Annotated in this window: 17 protein-coding genes; 9 read left to right on the forward strand and 8 right to left on the reverse strand. The window is 64.8% G+C overall.

Going from position 1 to position 17,995, the window contains the following annotated elements:
* Positions 1-124: 124 nt before the first annotated feature.
* Entirely contained in the window at positions 125-1,390 is a 1,266-nt protein-coding gene (locus N2603_RS07445) for a cytochrome P450 (protein ID WP_260388245.1), read from the reverse strand.
* Positions 1,391-1,729: 339 nt separating this feature from the next.
* Between N2603_RS07445 and N2603_RS07450 the strand changes: the two genes are divergently transcribed.
* Positions 1,730-2,875: a YjgN family protein gene (locus N2603_RS07450; RefSeq protein ID WP_260424162.1), complete on the forward strand. Its 1,146-nt coding sequence runs from the start codon at positions 1,730-1,732 to the stop codon at positions 2,873-2,875.
* 3 nt (positions 2,876-2,878) lie between these two features.
* The gene (locus tag N2603_RS07455; protein ID WP_260388246.1) at positions 2,879-3,991 is read left to right on the forward strand and encodes a M48 family metallopeptidase; all 1,113 of its coding nucleotides are present in this window, start codon (positions 2,879-2,881) and stop codon (positions 3,989-3,991) included.
* Positions 3,992-4,001: 10 nt separating this feature from the next.
* On the opposite strand, the gene upp is transcribed toward N2603_RS07455, so the two are convergent.
* The 3 genes from upp to N2603_RS07470 all read right to left on the reverse strand — a co-directional run bounded on the left by upp (position 4,002) and on the right by N2603_RS07470 (position 7,268).
* The gene (upp, locus tag N2603_RS07460) at positions 4,002-4,631 is read right to left on the reverse strand and encodes a uracil phosphoribosyltransferase (protein WP_018643697.1); all 630 of its coding nucleotides are present in this window, start codon (positions 4,629-4,631) and stop codon (positions 4,002-4,004) included.
* Between the two features lie 136 nt (positions 4,632-4,767).
* On the reverse strand, positions 4,768-6,006 hold the full coding sequence (locus N2603_RS07465; RefSeq protein WP_260388247.1) for a URC4/urg3 family protein: 1,239 nt from the start codon (positions 6,004-6,006) through the stop codon (positions 4,768-4,770).
* 5 nt (positions 6,007-6,011) lie between these two features.
* The gene (locus tag N2603_RS07470; protein ID WP_018643695.1) at positions 6,012-7,268 is read right to left on the reverse strand and encodes a GTP cyclohydrolase II; all 1,257 of its coding nucleotides are present in this window, start codon (positions 7,266-7,268) and stop codon (positions 6,012-6,014) included.
* 374 nt (positions 7,269-7,642) lie between these two features.
* Between N2603_RS07470 and N2603_RS07475 the strand changes: the two genes are divergently transcribed.
* From N2603_RS07475 to N2603_RS07485, 3 genes are read left to right on the forward strand one after another with little or no spacing between them, the layout of a single operon-like run.
* Positions 7,643-8,770, forward strand: coding sequence for a threonine synthase (locus tag N2603_RS07475; RefSeq protein ID WP_260388248.1), 1,128 nt, complete (start codon positions 7,643-7,645; stop codon positions 8,768-8,770).
* 9 nt (positions 8,771-8,779) lie between these two features.
* The gene (locus N2603_RS07480) at positions 8,780-9,433 is read left to right on the forward strand and encodes a helix-turn-helix transcriptional regulator (RefSeq protein ID WP_018643693.1); all 654 of its coding nucleotides are present in this window, start codon (positions 8,780-8,782) and stop codon (positions 9,431-9,433) included.
* 8 nt (positions 9,434-9,441) lie between these two features.
* Complete coding sequence (locus tag N2603_RS07485; RefSeq protein WP_260388249.1) at positions 9,442-10,569, forward strand: alanine racemase; 1,128 nt, start codon at positions 9,442-9,444, stop codon at positions 10,567-10,569.
* A gap of 57 nt (positions 10,570-10,626) precedes the next feature.
* Here N2603_RS07485 and N2603_RS07490 read toward each other — a convergent pair whose 3' ends face one another.
* Complete coding sequence (locus N2603_RS07490; protein ID WP_260388250.1) at positions 10,627-11,442, reverse strand: DUF2927 domain-containing protein; 816 nt, start codon at positions 11,440-11,442, stop codon at positions 10,627-10,629.
* A gap of 83 nt (positions 11,443-11,525) precedes the next feature.
* Complete coding sequence (locus N2603_RS07495; protein ID WP_018643690.1) at positions 11,526-12,104, reverse strand: L,D-transpeptidase; 579 nt, start codon at positions 12,102-12,104, stop codon at positions 11,526-11,528.
* 87 nt (positions 12,105-12,191) lie between these two features.
* On the opposite strand from N2603_RS07495, the gene N2603_RS07500 reads away from it, so the two are divergent.
* The 4 genes from N2603_RS07500 (at position 12,192) to N2603_RS07515 (ending at position 15,612) form a co-directional block, all read left to right on the forward strand.
* On the forward strand, positions 12,192-12,422 hold the full coding sequence (locus N2603_RS07500) for a hypothetical protein (RefSeq protein WP_260388251.1): 231 nt from the start codon (positions 12,192-12,194) through the stop codon (positions 12,420-12,422).
* Between the two features lie 47 nt (positions 12,423-12,469).
* Positions 12,470-14,017 carry an acetolactate synthase large subunit gene (locus N2603_RS07505; protein ID WP_018643689.1) on the forward strand — a complete coding sequence of 516 codons (1,548 nt, stop codon included), beginning with the start codon at positions 12,470-12,472 and terminating at the stop codon, positions 14,015-14,017.
* A gap of 186 nt (positions 14,018-14,203) precedes the next feature.
* On the forward strand, positions 14,204-14,722 hold the full coding sequence (locus N2603_RS07510; RefSeq protein WP_260388252.1) for a hypothetical protein: 519 nt from the start codon (positions 14,204-14,206) through the stop codon (positions 14,720-14,722).
* Positions 14,723-15,018: 296 nt separating this feature from the next.
* Positions 15,019-15,612 (forward strand): hypothetical protein, encoded by a 594-nt coding sequence (locus N2603_RS07515; protein ID WP_260388253.1) that lies wholly within the window; start codon positions 15,019-15,021, stop codon positions 15,610-15,612.
* Positions 15,613-15,760: 148 nt separating this feature from the next.
* Here N2603_RS07515 and N2603_RS07520 read toward each other — a convergent pair whose 3' ends face one another.
* Together N2603_RS07520 and N2603_RS07525 are read right to left on the reverse strand one after the other, a co-directional pair.
* Positions 15,761-17,299, reverse strand: a complete 1,539-nt coding sequence (locus N2603_RS07520) for a peroxidase family protein (protein ID WP_260388254.1) — start codon at positions 17,297-17,299, stop codon at positions 15,761-15,763.
* Positions 17,300-17,633: 334 nt separating this feature from the next.
* Positions 17,634-17,867: a DUF3551 domain-containing protein gene (locus tag N2603_RS07525; RefSeq protein WP_018643685.1), complete on the reverse strand. Its 234-nt coding sequence runs from the start codon at positions 17,865-17,867 to the stop codon at positions 17,634-17,636.
* Positions 17,868-17,995 lie beyond the last annotated feature (128 nt).

Here is a 17,995-nt window from a genome sequence, read left to right on the forward strand (position 1 = left end):
CCGGAATTCGAGCGAAGCTTGAATTCCGGGTGAGGGGGACTCTCCGCGAATCCGTCTCAGCGTGTTCGCGGAGAGAGCCCCTCACCCCGACCCTCTCCCCGTAAGAACGGGGAGAGGAGTTAACTCACGCCGCAATCTTCACCGGCAACGTCTCAAGTCCCTTCACAAAACTCGAATAGACCCGCTTCGGTTCGCCGACCACATCAATATGGTCGTAGCGCTTGAGGATCTCTTCCCAAATAATCTTGAGCTGGAGTTCAGCAAGCCTGAGGCCGACGCAGCGGTGGATGCCGAAGCCGAAGGAGAGATGCGTGCGCGGGCGGGCGCGGTCGATGATGAAATCGTATGGCTTTTCAATCGCCTCTTCGTCCCGGTTGCCGGAGACGTACCACATCACGACCTTGTCACCTTTCTTGATCTGCTTGCCGCGGAACTCGAAATCGGCGAGCGCGGTGCGTCGCATATGCGCCAGCGGCGTCTGCCAGCGGATCACCTCCGGTACGAAACTGTCGAGCAGAGCAGGATTCTCGCGCAGCTTGCGATACTGCTCCGGATGCTGGCTCAGCGCGAGAAGCGAACCCGACATGGTGTTGCGGGTGGTGTCGTTGCCACCGACGATCAAGAGGACGAGATTGCCGAGGAAGTTCTTCGCGTCCATGTCGCGCGTCGCGGCGCCATGGGCCATCATCGACAACAGGTCGCTCTTCGGCGGCTGTTCGATGCGTTCCTTCCACAGCCTCGAGAAATAGCCCGCGCATTCCGTCAGCTCGGCCTGCCGTTCGTCCTCGGTGGCAACGAGGCCGTCAGGTCCGGGAATGGTGGTGGCGATATCAGACCAGCGCGTCAGCTTGCGGCGGTCTTCCCACGGGAAGTCGAACAGCACAGCGAGCATCTGCGTGGTCAGCTCGATCGAGACCTGGTCGACCCAATCGAACACCTCGCCGCGGGGAAGATTGTCCAGGCACTCGGCCGAGCGCTTGCGGATGTTGAGCGCGAGATTGTCCAGATGCGTCGGTGTGAACATCGGCGCCACGGTCTTGCGCTGGGCGGCGTGGCGCGGCGGATCCATCGAGATGAAACTCTCGCGGCGCAGATCCGGATCGATGTCGCGGATGGTGATGCCGCCGAGCGCGGAAGCCGAGGAGAACACCGCATGGTTGGTCTCGATCTCCATGATGTCGTTGTACCGCGTCACCGACCAGTACGGGCCGAACATCGAGTCCTTGCAGTAGTGCACGGGATCTTCCCGGCGCAGACGATCGAAATAGGGCCAAAACGTATCGGTCCTGAACAGTTCCGGATCGCCGGGATCGAATTGCTCCAGCGGCAATGTCGACGCGCGCTCGCGAAGTGCGTCGAGTTTGGACGCGCTCTCAATGGTCCCATGCATGACCGTTCTCCCTGGCGTTCCTCCGCGCGTCTTTTTTGAATTCTGCGCTGCGGTATTTGATTTGCAATTACAACCCGTTGTCTGCGCCGGAGCAAGGGAGACTTTTGCCACATCCAACCTTTGGGCGTGGCCGGGCGCGTAGCCCGGATGGCGCGGAGCGAAATCCGGGCTGCGGGACATCCGCAGCGTGACCTGCCGCACGCCGTTCGTCATGAATTCCCGTCAGAAATCGACTGGAATCGGGGTAAATCGAACCCGCCCATCTTGGGGATCGACTAATCTCTGATCTATAGTTTGACCGCAGCAGATGCGCATCCCGAGGTTGCCGCCGTGAACGACATGCAGTGGACGCCCATCGGCTCCGAACCGGTCCCGCCACCATTGCCGCCGACGCGGGTGGATTTCAGCGGCAATCGGTCCGGGTTCTTCAACATGGTCACCAAGGGTGCCATGCTGGAGCTCGTCACCTTCGGCTTCTACCGGTTCTGGCTGGTCACCGACATTCGCCGTCATTTATGGACGCACACCGCGATCGACGGCGATGCGGCCGAATATACCGGTCGCGGCAAGGAGCTGCTGGTCGGCTTCCTGTTCGCACTCGCGATCCTGGTGCCGATCTATCTCGCCTACTTCCTCATCGGCATCGAGTTCGAGCGCTGGCAGGGCTTTGCCTCGACGCCGCTGTTCATCAGCTTCTACGCTTTCGGCCAGTTCGCGATCTTTCGCGCGCGGCGCTATCGCCTGACCCGCACGGTCTGGCGCGGCGTGCGGTTCTGGATGGACGGCTCGGGCTGGGCCTATTCGTTCCGCGCCATGGCGTGGGGCCTCCTGGTGTTCCTGACCCTCGGCCTGGCGCTGCCGTGGCGCGCGGCTTCACTCGAACGTTACAAGATGCGGCACACCCATTACGGCGATCTGCGCGGGGAGTTCGAGGGCAATGGCTGGACCTTCTTCAAGCGCGGCTGGTGGCTGTGGCTGCTCAGCCCGATCGCGCTGATCATCTTTCCGCTCGCGCCGTTCTTCTATGCCGAGTTCAAGGCGCGTGAGTGGCGCTGGTGGCTGGACGGCATCCGTATCGGCGGCGTCAGCCTCTCCTCCGAATTGCCGCACAACGCGTTCTATGGCCTGTACTGGAAGGTGATCGGCTGGTGGGTGCTGCTCTCGATGATTTTCGGCGCCTATCTCGGCGGCGCCACCGCGCTCATCGTCCAGCTGAGCGGTCTCTCGGCCGAGCAGCTGTTCGGGTCCGGCGATCCCGCCAAGAGCATCCCGATGCTGGTGATCATGGTCATCGGCTACTTCGCGGTCGCCCTTGCCATCAACATCGTGATGCGCGTCTATCTTCAGCGCGATCTCTGGGCCAAGGTGCTGGAAACGGTCGAGGTGCACAACATTGCCGCCGCGTCGGACGTGCGCGGCAGCGGCGAACTTGCCAGCGCGCTCGGCGAAGGCTTTGCCGATGGGCTTGACGTTGCAGGATTCTGAGCTGTGAGTGAGTTGTCTACCGAGGCTCCGGCGCAGTCCGCCAAGCCGACCATCTTCTTCGACGGTGTGTCGAGCCGCAGGCGGCAGGTGACGCTTGCGCTCGGCGATGCGCTCGAGATCGTCGAGGAGGGCGGAACGCCCGTCCGCTGGACCTATGCCGATATTCGCCGTGCCGACAGTCCGACGGGCGTCCTGCGTCTGGCCTGCACCGCTGCGCCGCCTTTGGCGCGGCTCGAGATCCGCGACGCCGCGCTCGCGGCCGAATTGATCGCCCGCTGCACCCGTCTCGACGAGCACCAGACCTCGCGCCGCGGCATCGCCAAGATCGTCGGCTGGTCGGTGGCGGCTGCCGCCTCCATCGTCTGCGTCGTGCTGTTCGGCGTGCCGCTCGCCGCCGACCGGCTTGCACCGCTGGTGCCGAAGCCGGTCGAACGGCGGATCGGAGATGCCGCCGAAGTGCAGGTGAAGACCATCTTCGGCCGCAGCGTCTGCGAAGACCCCGCGGGCAAGGCTGCGTTCACCAAGCTCGTCAACCGCCTGCGCGATGCCGCCGGCCTCGACGACGATTCCATGACCGCGGGCGTGCTGCCGACCCCGATCCCGAATGCGTTCGCGCTGCCCGGCGGCAAGGTGTTCCTGCTGAAGGGGCTGCTCGACAAGGCCGATAGCCCCGACGAGATCGCCGGCATCCTCGCCCACGAGCTCGGCCATCTCAAGCATCACGACAACATGCGCGGCCTCATCTACAACGGCGGCACGTCGTTCCTGATCGGCCTGTTGTTCGGCGACGTCACCGGCTCGTCCGCCGTGATCTTCGCCTCGCGCAGCGTGGTCGAGGCCTCCTATTCGCGCGAGGCGGAGACTGCGGCGGATACGTTCGCGATCGAGATCATGCACGCGCTCGGACGTTCGCCCAAGCCCGCGGCCGAGCTGATGTTCCGCATCACCGGCAAGGAAGGCGGCTCCGGTCTGACGAATATCCTCGCCAGCCATCCGCTGACCGAGGACCGGCTCGCCCGCATGACGAAGGAAGATCGTCCCGCCAACGGCCCGCCGCTGCTGACCGACAAGGAGTGGCAGTCGTTGAAATTGATTTGCGGCAGCGGGAAGATCTAGGCTTCGCTGCTTATCGCGTCCCGTAGGCGCGGTCGCCGGCATCGCCGAGGCCCGGGAGAATGAAGCCGTTCTCGTCGAGACCTTCGTCGACGGCGGCGGTCCAGATCGGTACATCAGGATGCAGCCCGCGCAGCCGCTCGAGGCCTTCGGGGGCCGCGATCAGGCAGGCGAGGCGGATGTCCCTGGCGCCGCGCTCCTTCAGCCGGTCGATGGCGGCGACGGCCGTGTTGGCGGTCGCGACCACCGGGGTCACCACGATGGCGAGGCGCTCGCCGAGGTCCGACGGCGACTTGAAGAAATACTCGACCGCGGCAAAGCTGAGCGGCTCGCGGTAGAGGCCGATATGCGCGACGCGCGCGGTCGGCACCAAATCCATCATGCCGTCGACGAAGGTGGTGCCGGCGCGCAGCATCGGCACGAACACCAGCTTCTTGCCGGCGATCTTGGCCGAGTGCATCGTCGCCAGCGGCGTCTCGATGACGGTGTCGGCGAGCGGCAGGTCGCGCGTCACCTCGTAGCAGAGCAGCATGCCGATCTCCTTGATCAGCTCGCGGAACGACTTTGTCGAGATGGATTTGTCCCGCACCAGCGTCAGCTTGTGCTGCACCAGCGGGTGATCGACGATCGTGACGCCTTCCATGATCGGTTGCTCCTGAAATTCACCGGATCGTCATTGCGAGCGCAGCGAAGCAATCCAGAGTCCCACCGCGGAAAGATTCTGGATTGCTTCGCTGCGCTCGCAATGACGCGCGTGGCCGAAAATCTTTGTCCATGACCTAGAAAACCGTGCCGTCGCTGATCACCTTGAGCGGCGGCGAACCATCGGGGCGGCGCGCAAACGCAATGGCGCGGCCGGCGGCCCAGGTGCCGCCTTCCAAAATGCTGGCGAGCGGTAATGTCTCGGGTGTGCGGCCGAGCTTGGCGCGAACCAGTTCGGCGAGCCTGTCAAGCAGTGCGACCGTCAGCGCGCGCCACTCCACGACGAGCAGGGAATCCACCGCATGCGCGCGCTCGGCATCCGTGGCATCGCGCAGGCGCAGCACCTCGTGATCGACGAACAGGCCGCCATTGCGGTATTCCGCAAGCCCGGTCAGCCCGTCGATGTCGGTAACCGCGAAGCCGGCGCGCTGCAGCGGCTCGATCAGCGAGTAGCTCAGCCATTGCGACAGCTTGTGTAGCGGCACGAGGCCTCCTGTCGCATCGTCGGCCTTGATCGCCGGATGCCGCCAGCAATCGCCGAGCGGGACGCCCGCGAGCTCGAGCCGCGACGGCCAGATTGGTCCGAGCTGGTTCAGCACCGCCGACAGAATGGCGGGCGCGGCGATCGCGCCGCCCACGGCTTGCGCCGCGATATGATCGAACAGCCCGCCCGGCCGCGGCGTATCGTGCAGTCCGAACACGTCCGCACGCTCCGAGACCTGCTTGCCGAGGCGCCGCAGCAGATCGGTGCGTCCTTCAAGCCCGAGCAGCGGATTGCCATCGCTGACCTGAAAGGCGGAGGTGAGGGCGGCGAGGGGCAGCTTTGCCAGCACGTCCGCATCGGCCCTGAACGGCGCGCGGGCATCGCGTGAAAAGAGCCCGCTCGCGAACATGTCGAGGCTCGCAATCGCAAGCCCTTCGGATCGCCCAATGGCTTCGCCGGTCACGGCATCGCGGTAGCGCCACGCAGCGCCTGCGCCGGCGTCGAGCAGCACGCTGACGATCGCAAGGTCGAACTCGGCGCGCGCCCGCGCGGCACGATCCGGCCATGATGGGGCGTTCGCAAGCCGGGCCCAGCGGTCGACGCCGCTAAGCACAAAGTGCCGCCACCGCGCATGAAAGGGGACATCCAGCGTCGGATAGGCTTTTCGCGTGACCGCGAGAACGGCCTCGGCAACGCCATCCATGCGATCGAGATCGATGGTGAAATGTGTGAGCCCGCCGGCAAGGCCGAGCTCGAGCATCTGCCCGGCGCGCGTACGCACCGCTTTTGCGGTGAGCAGCGTGCGCGCCTGCAGTTCCAAACTCTCCGTCATCGCGATCAGTATTTTTCCAGCGAGCGCCCGACCACGCCGTCGACGTCCTTCTCCGGCGCGATGTCGGTCGAGTAATAGCCGGCGGCCTTTTTCGCGGCGATCTCGACATAGGCGTCGGCCGGGATCAGCTCCGGCGGGATCGGCACGCGTTCGACGATGTCGATGCCTTGCGAGGTCAGCGCGTCGTATTTCATGTCGCTCATCGACAGGAAGCGGTCGATGCGCTTCAGGCCGAGCCAGTGGATGGTGTCGGGCATGAGCTGCTGGAAGCGCGCGTCCTGGACGCCGGCGACACATTCGGTGCGCTCGAAATAGGCCGCGGCGGCATCGCCGTCCTCCTGGCGCTTGCGCGCATTGTAGACCAGGAATTTGGTGACCTCGCCGAGCGCGCGGCCCTCTTTCCGGTTGTAGACGACGAGCCCGAGCCCGCCCTCCTGCGCACCGCGCGCGGATTCCTCGATGCCGTGGATGAGGTAGGGCCGGCAGGTGCAGATGTCGGAGCCGAACACGTCGGAGCCGTTGCATTCGTCATGCACGCGGCAGGTGATTTTTGTGCGATGGTCCGGCAGTTTTGTCACATCGCCGAACATGTAGACGGTGGTGCCGCCGATCGGCGGCAGGAACACCTTCAGGTCCGGCCGGGTCACGAGTTCGGGGAACATGCCGGCGGTCTGCTCGAACAGCGTGCGGCGCAGCTCGGTCTCGCCGGTGCCGAAACGCGTCGCAAGGCCCGGCAGGTACCAGACCGGATCGATCGCGATCTTCACCACCGAGACGCTGCCATTGGCGTGCACCACCTCGCCGTCGGCGCGCAGGCGTTTTGCCGCCAGCGCCTCGCGGATCTCCGGGAGGTCGAGCCGCGCGCGCGTCACCGCGATGCTCGGGCGGATGTCGACGCCCTCGGCGATGTCCTTGCCGAAATTCTCCGCGACGAGGTGCCCCCAGGGATCGAGCGCTACGATCTTTGCGGGATCGCGCCACTGCTCGAACGGACCGATGGTCGCGGCCGGAAAGGTGTTGGTGAGATCCGGGCGCCGGATCGGGTCGAGCGCGCCGGCGGAGACGGCGAGCGCGCGGTACATCGCGTAGGACCCGCCATGGCTGCCGATCACGTTGCGATCCCCGGCGCGCGACACCGTGCCAATGATCGGCCCGCGGGCGCGGGCGTCGGCTGCCCCCCAATGGATCGGGAAGGCGGCCTTCCGGCCCGGCTCCGGATGGGAGGTCAGGCGGATGTGGTCGGTACGGTTCGCGCGGCTCATGTCCAGGCTCCCAAAAAGCCAACGGCCCGCCGCTTGGACGGGCCTGGCTCGCTTGCGTTACGGGTGCAGACCACCGGCGGCGCAAGCTCAATCCAACATATTGTAGCGGCGAGGCACGACAGACAAGTTAATCGTGCTGCGCGGGCAGGGCCGCTCGCGGCCAAATTCCCGTCATCGACCGGCAGGTCCGGCTCGCCCGACGGCCACCTCGTCGCTCCGGCAGAATTCTGCCGTTCGACCTGAGGATAGATCTAAGGATTTGAAATAGTTTTACTTTTTCTGGTTTCAAGGGGCTGCCGTGACGATTGCCGAGGCTAGACGAAACGTATATAATCAGACAAATCGTATAGATTGCCTCTGCCCCGGAGCTCGCCATGCCCGCCGCCAGCTACATCGATCCCCGCAACGGAAAGCTCTATTCCCTTGACCAGCCGCGCTGGTGTTCGGACGAGCGCACGCCGCTGCTGGTGACGCCGGGCGCGGGGATATCGCGCGAGGATATCGACAGCCGGACGCGCTCGCTCTGGCGCTACCGGGCGGCGCTGCCGGTCGAGATCGCGAACCCGATCACACTCGGCGAAGGCTGCACGCCGCTGGTCCAGCAGGTTTGGGGCGAGCTGCGCCCGTTCTTCAAGCTCGAATGGTTCAACCCGACCGGCAGCTTCAAGGACCGTGGCTCCTCCGTGATGCTGTCCTTCCTGCGCCAGATCGGCGTGGACGCCATTCTGGAGGACTCGTCCGGCAATGGCGGCTCGTCGATGGCGGGGTTGGGCGCCGCCGGCGAGATGCGGGTGAAGATTCTGGCGCCTGCCTCGACGTCGCCGGCCAAGATCGCGCAGGTGCGCGCCTATGGCGCGACGGTGCAACTGGTCGAGGGGCCGCGCGAGGAGTCCGAGGCCGAGGCCATCCGCCAGTCCACCCAGACCTTCTACGCCAGCCACAATTGGCAGCCGTTCTTCCTCGAAGGCACCAAATCGCTCGCCTATGAAATCTGGGAAGACCTCGGCTTCCGCGCCCCCGACAACGTCATCGTCCCCGTCGGTGCCGGCAGCAGTCTCCTTGGTTGCGCCTTCGGCTTCCGCGAGCTCCTGAAAGCCGGGCAGATCGCGAAGCTGCCGCGTCTGTTCGCGGCACAGCCGCAAAACTGCTCGCCGATCGACGCAAGCTTCAAGGCCGGTGTCGACACGCCGGTCGGGCGCGAGGTCAGCAAGACCATCGCCGAGGGCACCGCGATCAAGAATCCCCTGCGCCTGCGCGAGATCATCGGCGCCTTGCGCGAGAGCGGCGGCGGCACCGTCGCGCTCACCGAGGATGAGATCGTCGCCGCCTTGCGGCGTCTCGCGCGGCAGGGCCTGTTTGCCGAGCCGACCAGCGCCAGCGCGGCTGCAGCACTTGAAAAACTCTCGGCCGCCGGTGCCATCAAGGCAAACGAGACTACGGTCGCGGTGCTCACCGGCACGGGCCTCAAGGCCGCGACCACCGTTGCCGATCTCGTGCAGTAGGACCGGGTGATGAGCCGCAGCAAATCAGCAGCCCCGGGCAAGTCCGCAGCCGAGCGAAAACTGCTGTTCGATCAGTTGCAGCAGATTGCGCAGGGGTTGGGAGAGACTCTGGCCCCGTTCTGCGAAGTCGTGCTGCACGATCTCACCGACCCCAAACAGGCGATCGTCGCCATTCATAACAATCTGTCGGGACGCAAGGTCGGCCAGCCCGCAACCGAGCTCGGCCTTGCCCGCATCGCCGACCCCGATTATGCGCAGGTGATTTCGAACTATGCCAACAGCTTTGCCGACGGACGGCAGGCCAAGAGCACGTCCATCGGTATCAAGGGTGCGGATGGTTCTTATGTCGCTGCGCTCTGCCTCAACGTCGACCTGACGCTGTTCCAGGGCTTGCAGAGCGCAATCGGCCAGTTTGTCAGCGTCGATGCGCAGAACGGCCCGCGCGAGTCGCTGAGCCCCGTGGGTGCGGACGCCATCCGCGCCCATATCGACCAGTTCGCCGCGCGCCGTGCCACCACGCCCCGCGCGCTCAACACCGAGGATCGCCGCGCGCTGCTGCGCGAGTTGCGCGACGCCGGCTGCATGCAGGTACGTCGATCCTCGGACATCATTGCGGCTCATCTCGGAGTGTCGCGTGCCACGGTATATGCCGATGCCCGATAGTGCAAGGCTTGCTGGATCTGGAAACACCCTGTCTGCTGCTCGACGAGCAGCGGCTCCGCGCCAATGTCGCGCGGATGAAGGCGCACCTCGCCGGTCTCGGCGTGGCCTTCCGCCCGCATCTGAAGACTGCAAAATCACTGGAGGTCGCGCGCATCGCGATGACCTCTGCTGCGGGGCCGGCAACGGTCTCGACGCTGCGCGAGGCCGAATATTTCGCGGCCGGCGGCGTCCGCGACATGATCTACGCCGTCGGCATCGCACCTGCGAAGCTCGCGCGCGTCTCTGCCATCCGGGCTACCGGCGCCGATCTCGCCGTGATCCTCGACAGCATCGAACAGGCCGAGGCCGTCGCCGCGCATGCCGCGAGCAGCGGCGATGCCATCCCGGTCCTGATCGAGGTCGACGCGGACGGCCATCGCTCCGGCGTTGCGCCGACCGACGCGGCAGCGCTGGTCGCCATCGGCGAGCGCCTGGCCTCGGGCGGCGCGACCTTGCGCGGCGTGCTGCTGCACGCCGGCGACAGCTACGCATTGAACGATCCCGCAGCCATCGCGGAGGCGGCGGAAGCGGAACGCATCGCCGCCGTGACTGCCGCGAGCGCCTTGCGCAGCGCGGGTCTGCCCTGTCCCGTCGTCAGCGTCGGCGCGACGCCGACCGCGCGTTATGTACGCGATCTCACCGGCGTCACCGAAGTGCGCGCCGGTGTCTTCATGTTCGGTGATCTCTATCAGGCCGGCGTCGGCTCCGTGGCGATGGACGATCTCGCGCTCTCCGTGCTTGCCACCGTGATCGGACATCAGAAGGCAAAAGGCTGGATCATCGTCGACGCCGGCTGGATGGCGCTGTCGCGCGATCGCAGCACGGCGAAACAGGCGCTCGACCAGGGCTATGGCGTGGTCTGCGATCTCGCTGGGAAACCGTACCCGGACCTCATCGTCACCGATGCCAACCAGGAGCACGGCATCGTCGGCTTGCGCAAAGGCTCGCATGCCGCGCTGCCCGACCTGCCCATCGGCTCCCGCGTCCGCATCCTCACCAACCACGCCTGCGCGACCGGCGCGCAATATGATCGCTATCAGGTGCTGGACCGGGAAGGCGGAGTGAGCGCGGTCTGGCCGCGGATCAATGGCTGGTAGGACGGGCCTGACGTCTGGAGGAGACGCTGCGCTTACCCTCCAGGGAAGGGCAAGCGCTCACTCCCTCAGGTCATTCACCCGCTTCACCCACGCCCTGACGTCCGCGAGCACAGCGGGCAGCACGGCCTTGACCTCCGGCACGGTCATGCCGGGCTTGATCCGGGGGTCGTAGAGCAGATTGAGGATGTACTGGTCGTAGACGTCGAAATAGCCCATCGAGACGTTGTCGTTGAACATCGTCCACGGCACGCTCGCGGTGTCGTTGATGGGCCCGAGCGATTGCAGGAGCTCCTCATAGGCGCAGTCGAGGAAGGTGAAATCGCCATTGTCGACGGTGAGGATGACGTCGGAATGCTCGATCTCGAAATTGTCGTTCTTGCGGAAGCCGGACAGGCACTGCGGATCGAGCGAGGAGCGGATCTCGCGCGCCTTCTCGACGCCGTAGAAGCTGGTGAGGGTGCGGAACAGGTCGCGGTCGCGCACCAGCTTCACCCGCACATTCGCCGCCTCGCTGCTGTCGATCATGGCGATGTCGAGATGCTGCACGCGCTTGCCGATGTCGGCGACGACTTTTGCCAGCTGTGTCTTGCGGTCGGCGCGATCGCTCTCGGCGAACACGCGCACCGGCCCGTCGAACTTGCGGATGCGGTCGACGCGGCCGGCGAGGTGATATTCGGCACCGAACGCGGTCTTGAGAAAACCCTCGACGATCTCGTTGTCGGTAAAGCTCTTCTTCTCGGCGCGCTGGCGCGACGCGATCGCGGGCAGTTCGCCCGCGGCGGCCATGGTAGCGGTGTCAGGCACGCAGGTGAGCGTGGCGAGCGCCAGCAGGGCGATGCGAAGGGCAGCCGAGGACAGGTCCAATGCGCTCATCGTTGTGCGACGCTGCCGTATTCGCGTCGCGCGCACAAGACCGCAAATTCACGCGCCTGCAGGTTCCTGCTGTGGCTGTTCGGTCAGTTGTTCAGCACCACCACGGTGGTGCCGACCGAGACCCGGCTGTAGAGGTCGGTGACGTCGTCATTGGTCATGCGGAAGCAGCCCGAAGACACCGCCTGGCCGATCGTCTCCGGCTCGTTGGAGCCGTGGATGCGGTAAAGCGTCGATCCGAGATACATCGCGCGGGCGCCGAGCGGGTTCTCGATGCCGCCCTTCATGTGGCGCGGCAGGTCCGGGCGGCGGGCCAGCATCTGCGAGGGCGGCGTCCAGGCCGGCCATTCCTTCTTGGCGGTGATCCTGTGCACCCCGCCCCAGCGGAAGCCGTCGCGGCCGACGCCGATACCGTAGCGCAGCGCCTGGCCGTTCTGGAGCACCAGATACAGCCGCCGCTCGGACGTATTCACCACGATCGTGCCGGGGGCGTAATTGCCGTTATACATGACGGTGGAGCGGGGGATCGGGCTCGCGCCGCCGCGGAAGAAGTTCGGGCCGCCGCCCATGATGTCGCGGGAGTCGAACTCCTCGGCGAGTGCGCCGCCGGCCGTGGCGGTCAAAAGTGCGATGGCGGCAATCGGCGCGGCAAAAAACCGGATCATTGTCTCCCCCGGAAAAAAATCGATTCAACGAACGTCAGAGGCCATATTTGCGAGGGTTTCGCAAGCCACGGCCCCGTGAGGCAGGCCATGCTTAACGATTGGCGTTACCAAATCGGCAACCGGGCCAATTTGCAGCAAAGCGTCAGAGCGTTTTCAAGCGAAGTGGATACCGGTTCGCATAAAGAAAACGCGTCAAAACAAGAATCTAATGCCCCGTTCCGATCCCATCGGAACGGGGCGTTAGCCAAGCCGGCGCGTCGCCGCGCGGGGCAGGGCCGCAACGGCCGCTATTGCTTTGACGAGGCCTGCGAACAATGATTGATCGGACGGATCACTGGAAATCGCCGGTAGCGGGAGCAAAAAGAATGAATGGTGCGGAAAGCCTGGTGCGGACGATGGTCAAGGGTGGGGTCGACGTCTGCTTCACCAACCCCGGCACCTCCGAGATGCATTTTGTCGCGGCGCTCGACCGCGTTCCCGGCATGCGCTGCGTGCTCGGCCTGTTCGAAGGCGTGGTGACGGGCGCGGCCGACGGCTATTACCGCATGAAGGGCCTGCCTGCCTCGACCCTGCTGCATCTCGGTCCCGGCCTCGCCAACGGCCTTGCCAACCTGCACAACGCCAAGAAGGCCAATTCCGGCATCGTCAACATCGTCGGCCAGCATGCCGTCTACCACATCGACTACAACGCGCCGCTGACCTCCGACATCGAGGGCCTGGCCCGGCCGATGTCGTCCTGGGTCCGGACCTCGCCGAATTCCAAATCCGTCGCCGCCGACGGCGCCGCGGCGATTGCCGCCGCCAAAAGCGCCCCGGGGCAGATCGCGACCCTGATCCTGCCTGCCGACACCGCCTGGAACGAGGCCGACGGCATCGCCGAGGTGCCGGCCGAGCAGCAGCGCGCCAGCTATTCGCCGCAGGCGGTCGAGCGGGCCGCCAAGATCCTGCACGGTGACGGCGAGGGTACGCTGCTCCTGATGACCGGCAGCGCGCTGAGCGAGCAGGGCCTGGCGCTGGCCGAGCGCATCGCGGGCAAGACCGGCTGCACGGTGATGGGCCCGACCTTCCGCCCGAAGATGGCGCGCGGCCGCGGCCGCTACTCGATCGACCGCATCCACTACGTGATCGAGAACGCGCTGCCGATGCTGGCGAAGTTCCGTCACATCGTGCTGGTCGAGTCCGACGATCCCGTGGCCTTCTTCGCCTATCCGAACAAGCCGAGCATGCTCAAGCCCGAGGGCTGCGAGGTGCATCGCATGACCTCCTGGGGCGAGAATTCCGTCGCCGCGCTCGAGGCGCTGGCCGGTGCCGTGAAGGCGAGTGCGAAGGACGTCAAGCCGCAGGCCTTGGCTGAACTGGTCAAGCCGACCGGCGCGCTGAATTTCGCCTCGATCGCGCAGGCGATCGCCTGTGCGATCCCCGAGAACGCGATCATGGTCGACGAGTCGCTGACGACCGGCCGCGGCTTCTTCCCGCCGACCGCGGCGGCGGCTCCGCACGACTGGCTGCAGAACATGGGCGGCTCGATCGGCTTCTCGACGCCGCTCTCGATTGGTGCTGCGATCGCCTGCCCGGACCGCAAGGTCATCACCATGGTCGGTGACGGCAGCGCGATGTACACGATCCAGTCGCTGTGGACCCAGGCGCGCGAGAATCTCAACATCGTCACCATCGTGTTCGCCAACCGCATCTACCAGATCCTGCGCGGCGAGTTCGACAATGTCGGCGCCGGCGAACCCGGACAGCGCGCCAACGACATGCTCCGCCTCGACCGGCCGACGCTGGACTTCGTGGCACTGGCCAAGGGCATGGGCGTCCCTGGCCGTGCCGTCACCAATGCCGACGAGTTCAACAAGGCGCTGGCTGAAGCCGTCGCCGAGCCCGGGCCGCGGCTGATCGAAGTCCAGATGTAGTTTGTTTGGCCAAGCTCTCCTGCTGTCGTCCCGGCGAAAGCCGGGACCCATAACCCCAGGGAGAGGTTTGGCGAAGATTCGGGGGCCGGTACGCGCACCGCGCGCACTCGATAGACCTCGCGGTATGGGTCCCGGCTTTCGCCGGGACGACACTGAAAGTGAGGCGCGCGCTGCGGCGGAGGCACGATGCAGACCGAGCTGAACAAGGTGATCGCGGCGCTCCGGGACTTCTACGCCCACGAAGGATTTTTGTTCGAGAAGGACATCGGCGAGCGCGCGATCACGCATCGCTTCGCCGTCTATCTCGAACGCCAGTTTTCAGGCTGGGCCGTCGACTGTAATTACGACCGGCTCGGCGAGCGCACACTGCATCTGCCGCACGGCACCATCATCTCGACGGACGACCATCTGGGCAAGTCGATCTACCCCGACGTCGCCGTGCACCAGCGCGAGATTCCGAACAACCTGCTCACTGTGGAGATCCGCAAGGCGAGCAATCACACGCCGCTGGCGCACGACCAGCACAAGCTGCGGGCGCTGACCGACGTGCATGTCTGGTTTCCCTACTGGATCGGCGTGCTGCTGGTGCTGGACAAGCAGCATGTGACGCTGTCGGAAGTCTATGTCAGCGGCCTCGTCGACGACTCGATGTCGCGCTGGTTCGCAGCGCGGCTGGAGGAGAATGGATTAGGGGCCGCGCATTAGGGCGTGTGCTTTCAAGCGTCGGATATCGAGGACAAGGCGGAAGTCGCCCCGCCCGACCAACAACGACTGCTGATGACCCGATTGAGACATCCTCTTGGCAGTCGAGCGATGAAGAACGCGGTCCGTCGGCTGAGCGATCCAAGGCCCATGTCCGCCCAAGACGGAGTACCACCATTTTTCCATCGCGATTGGCGGGCCACGAGGTTGTTACCGCCTTGTTGGAAATGGCAAAAACGCTCACCCTCGGTTAGGTCAGCTCATTCCGACACCGCATTGATGAAAAGCCAGGAGGGAACATGCGCAAATCTGTCCGTGGTACCTTCGTCGCCGCGTTGGGTCTTGCCTTTCTCGGTGCAGCACTCGGACCAATTGCGGCAGAAGAGCCTTACAAGGCTCAACTCGACACGTTGCGCAAATCGCTGGAGAAATACCAGGACTACAAGGCAGCCGTGCGCGACCGCTACCTCTCGACGGTGGGCTGCGTGCATTATTCTGGCGAGAAAATACCGCACCACATGGAGTATGCCAAAGGCGCTATGGGAGTGCACTTTGTCAATCTCACGGTGCGAGGCGCTCCTGATCCGATGAAGCCCAACGTCCTGATCTACGAGCCCGTGGGCAAGGAATTGAAGCTCGTAGCTGTTGAGTGGCTGGTGCCTCTAATGGCGGATACCACGCAGCGTCCCTCTCTCTTCGACCAACCCTTTATGGGCCCGATGGAAGGACATGAGCCGCTCATTCCAAAGGAGTTTGTGCATTATGATCTGCATGCCTGGTTGTTCAAGGACAACCCGCTCGGCATGTTTGCGCCCACCAACCCGAATGTTAGCTGCGAGGGCTATGACTTTTCCCTGCTGGAAAAGCCGACCATGATGATGCCGGGCCCATAAGCCAATCGCGAGGTCAGCTTCTGGCCCAAGGCCGACGTGATGCATGTCGTTTTCAATGTCGCTTTCAAAGAGCAAACCGGACGCGACTGGCGGGTACAAGGCCGCCCGCGTGACGCGAGCGGCCCTTGCATCGTCTTCCGTCCCGCGCTCAATGCAGCGGATCGCCCTGGCCGAGCGCGTAGGCGACGAGGTCCTTCAGCGCAAAGCTTGGGCCCGTCACCGGCGTCCATTGCGGGTCGAGCGACAGCACGGAGGAATTGTCGCCGAACAGCATGCCGAGGAAGACCTCGGCCACGATGCGGCCGCCGACGGGGCCGAGCTGAGGCGTGTTGATTCCCGCCGCCGGCGCGCCGGTAGCCGGAATCGTCACGGCGATCTGGAATTGCCGCGCCTCGGCCAGGATATAGGTCCAGAGAGGGCAATTGCCGGCGAACACGCCGTTCGCAATGGTCGCGATGGGCGCTTGCGGATCGTCAGGGCCGGGCTCGTCGACGGCCTTGCCGATGATGATCTGATCGTCGGTCAGCGGCGTCAGGTTCATCGCCCTGGCGACAGCCTGGCCCGAGGGCAGGCCGAGCCGCCAGCCGCGCTCGAGATTGCGCAGCGCCAGCGATGCCGGATTGGATGCGACCTCCGGCGGCAGCTTGCGCAGCGGATCGACCAGCGATGCGTCGATGCGATAGGCGAACTGCAGCCGGCGCTTGTTGTCGGGATTGGTGTCGTCGTCCTCGACGCCGTAAGGCCGCGTGTCGAGATCGATGAAGCGGCCCCAGTCGATGGCGCGTCCCGGGCCCATGGCCCGGAAGCCCGTCAGTGCGTTGTGATCGGGATTGTTCGGATCGGGGAAGATCTGCAGCAGCAAGTTGTCCGCATCGTTCAGCCGGTAGCCGGGGCGGATCATGGAGTGGCCGAGCCTATAGGCCGCGACCGAGAACTCGACCGGCATGAACGGATAGGTCTTCCAGTGGTAGTTGGCGAGCTTGCTGCGGTCGTAGTGCCCTGAGGTCTTCAATTCGTCCAGCACGCTGGCGTGGACGATGCGCGGCAGGAAATCGTTCAGCACGACGTATTGATAATGGAAGCGGACGCGCTGCTGCACCTCCTCGAACGACAGGCTGTCATTGTCGTCGACCATGCGGTTGTGGAAGCGCAGCATCAACGCCTGGAACTGCGAGACGATGCTGTTCTCGTCGTTGCGGGGATCGCCGATCAGCGCGCGGCCCTTGAAGCGCGGCAGGTCGTGGGTGTCGGCCACGCCCGTGCCGCTCAGCTTCTCGCCGAGGCGGAACTTGTTGCCGTCATACATGTAGGGCTGGTCGTTCGGCCCGCGGCCGTAGACGTTGTCCAGGTCGAATGACGGCGTGCGGAAGTCGACGAGCCCGTCGGGATCCTGCTGCCTGGTCAGCGAGCTGACCGGATCGAAGGTGATGTCGTGGTCGATGAACTGGCCGAAATAGGTGTAGAGCGAGGGAATGCCGCTCTCCTCCGCGTCCGGTCCGTCCTTGGGCTCATCGAACTTGCCGACCATCTTGTCGGCCAGCGCCGAAAGGTTGGCGATGTTGGCGGAGTCGCTGGCGCCGAATTTTGCCGGAGTGAGCTTGCGAAACATGCGGCCGAAGCGGCCTTGCGAAAGCGGCGAACGGGTTGCGTTCAATCCGCGCGGAGCAATTGCGTGGCGGCTGCTCATTGAAAACACCTCCCTGAAAAAGTCACGACGGAACGAATAAAGCTAAAGTTGTTTGCAGCAGAATATGCAGGCGAAGCTAGATCAGGGATTTTGGCGCGCCACAAGCCGCGGCTTCACACTGTGCGCGGTGTCGATGCTGTTCCGAAGCGAAGGGGTGCGGGCAAGCTGCGGTCGCGCTTTGCAAATTTTTCCCGAAGCGATGACGGATAACATTCTCGTCATCGGTGCGCGCGAGCCGCGGGTGCGATGTCGACTCGCCGGGCCGTCGGCGCGGCGATCGTCTTCACGTGAAAATTGTGGCGGCGCGCGTGATCGCGCGCACGCCGCAACCACATCAGTAGTAGCGCTGCCGCGCGAACGCGTAGCGCGGATTGACGCCGCAATAGGCCGACGTGCCGGAGGCGGAGGCCTGACACTGCTGATAGGTCGCGAACTGGCAGTTGCCGGGATAGCCCCAGATGCGGCCCTGCAGGCAATATCTGTCGGGTGCGGGCTGGGCCTGGGCCGTCGGGGCCATCGCGGCCATCAGGGCCGCGAACGATGCGAGGGTGAGGATGGTGCGACGCATTTCAGTCTCCTTCGAGAACGGTGGGATGAGGAACACCAGCTCAACTTGCGTGTTCCGCGACTTGTCCGACACTTAGTCGTGCTCGTCTTGGTGTCCGCAGTGGGCACCGCGTTCAACATACGCCTATG

This window comes from Bradyrhizobium huanghuaihaiense (assembly GCF_025200885.1).
GTDB lineage: Bacteria > Pseudomonadota > Alphaproteobacteria > Rhizobiales > Xanthobacteraceae > Bradyrhizobium > Bradyrhizobium huanghuaihaiense.

Bases quoted from the DNA above. Each gene is read 5' to 3' on its own strand.
- N2603_RS07525 (WP_018643685.1), bottom strand. From the start codon at position 17,867: ATGCGTCGCACCATCCTCACCCTCGCATCGTTCGCGGCCCTGATGGCC.
- N2603_RS07450 (WP_260424162.1), top strand. From the start codon at position 1,730: ATGCAGTGGACGCCCATCGGCTCCGAACCGGTCCCGCCACCATTGCCG.
- N2603_RS07465 (WP_260388247.1), bottom strand. From the start codon at position 6,006: ATGACGGAGAGTTTGGAACTGCAGGCGCGCACGCTGCTCACCGCAAAA.
- N2603_RS07475 (WP_260388248.1), top strand. From the start codon at position 7,643: ATGCCCGCCGCCAGCTACATCGATCCCCGCAACGGAAAGCTCTATTCC.
- upp (WP_018643697.1), bottom strand. From the start codon at position 4,631: ATGGAAGGCGTCACGATCGTCGATCACCCGCTGGTGCAGCACAAGCTG.
- N2603_RS07470 (WP_018643695.1), bottom strand. From the start codon at position 7,268: ATGAGCCGCGCGAACCGTACCGACCACATCCGCCTGACCTCCCATCCG.
- N2603_RS07495 (WP_018643690.1), bottom strand. From the start codon at position 12,104: ATGATCCGGTTTTTTGCCGCGCCGATTGCCGCCATCGCACTTTTGACC.
- N2603_RS07510 (WP_260388252.1), top strand. From the start codon at position 14,204: ATGCAGACCGAGCTGAACAAGGTGATCGCGGCGCTCCGGGACTTCTAC.
- N2603_RS07505 (WP_018643689.1), top strand. From the start codon at position 12,470: ATGAATGGTGCGGAAAGCCTGGTGCGGACGATGGTCAAGGGTGGGGTC.
- N2603_RS07500 (WP_260388251.1), top strand. From the start codon at position 12,192: ATGCTTAACGATTGGCGTTACCAAATCGGCAACCGGGCCAATTTGCAG.
- N2603_RS07480 (WP_018643693.1), top strand. From the start codon at position 8,780: ATGAGCCGCAGCAAATCAGCAGCCCCGGGCAAGTCCGCAGCCGAGCGA.
- N2603_RS07445 (WP_260388245.1), bottom strand. From the start codon at position 1,390: ATGCATGGGACCATTGAGAGCGCGTCCAAACTCGACGCACTTCGCGAG.
- N2603_RS07490 (WP_260388250.1), bottom strand. From the start codon at position 11,442: ATGAGCGCATTGGACCTGTCCTCGGCTGCCCTTCGCATCGCCCTGCTG.
- N2603_RS07515 (WP_260388253.1), top strand. From the start codon at position 15,019: ATGCGCAAATCTGTCCGTGGTACCTTCGTCGCCGCGTTGGGTCTTGCC.
- N2603_RS07520 (WP_260388254.1), bottom strand. From the start codon at position 17,299: ATGAGCAGCCGCCACGCAATTGCTCCGCGCGGATTGAACGCAACCCGT.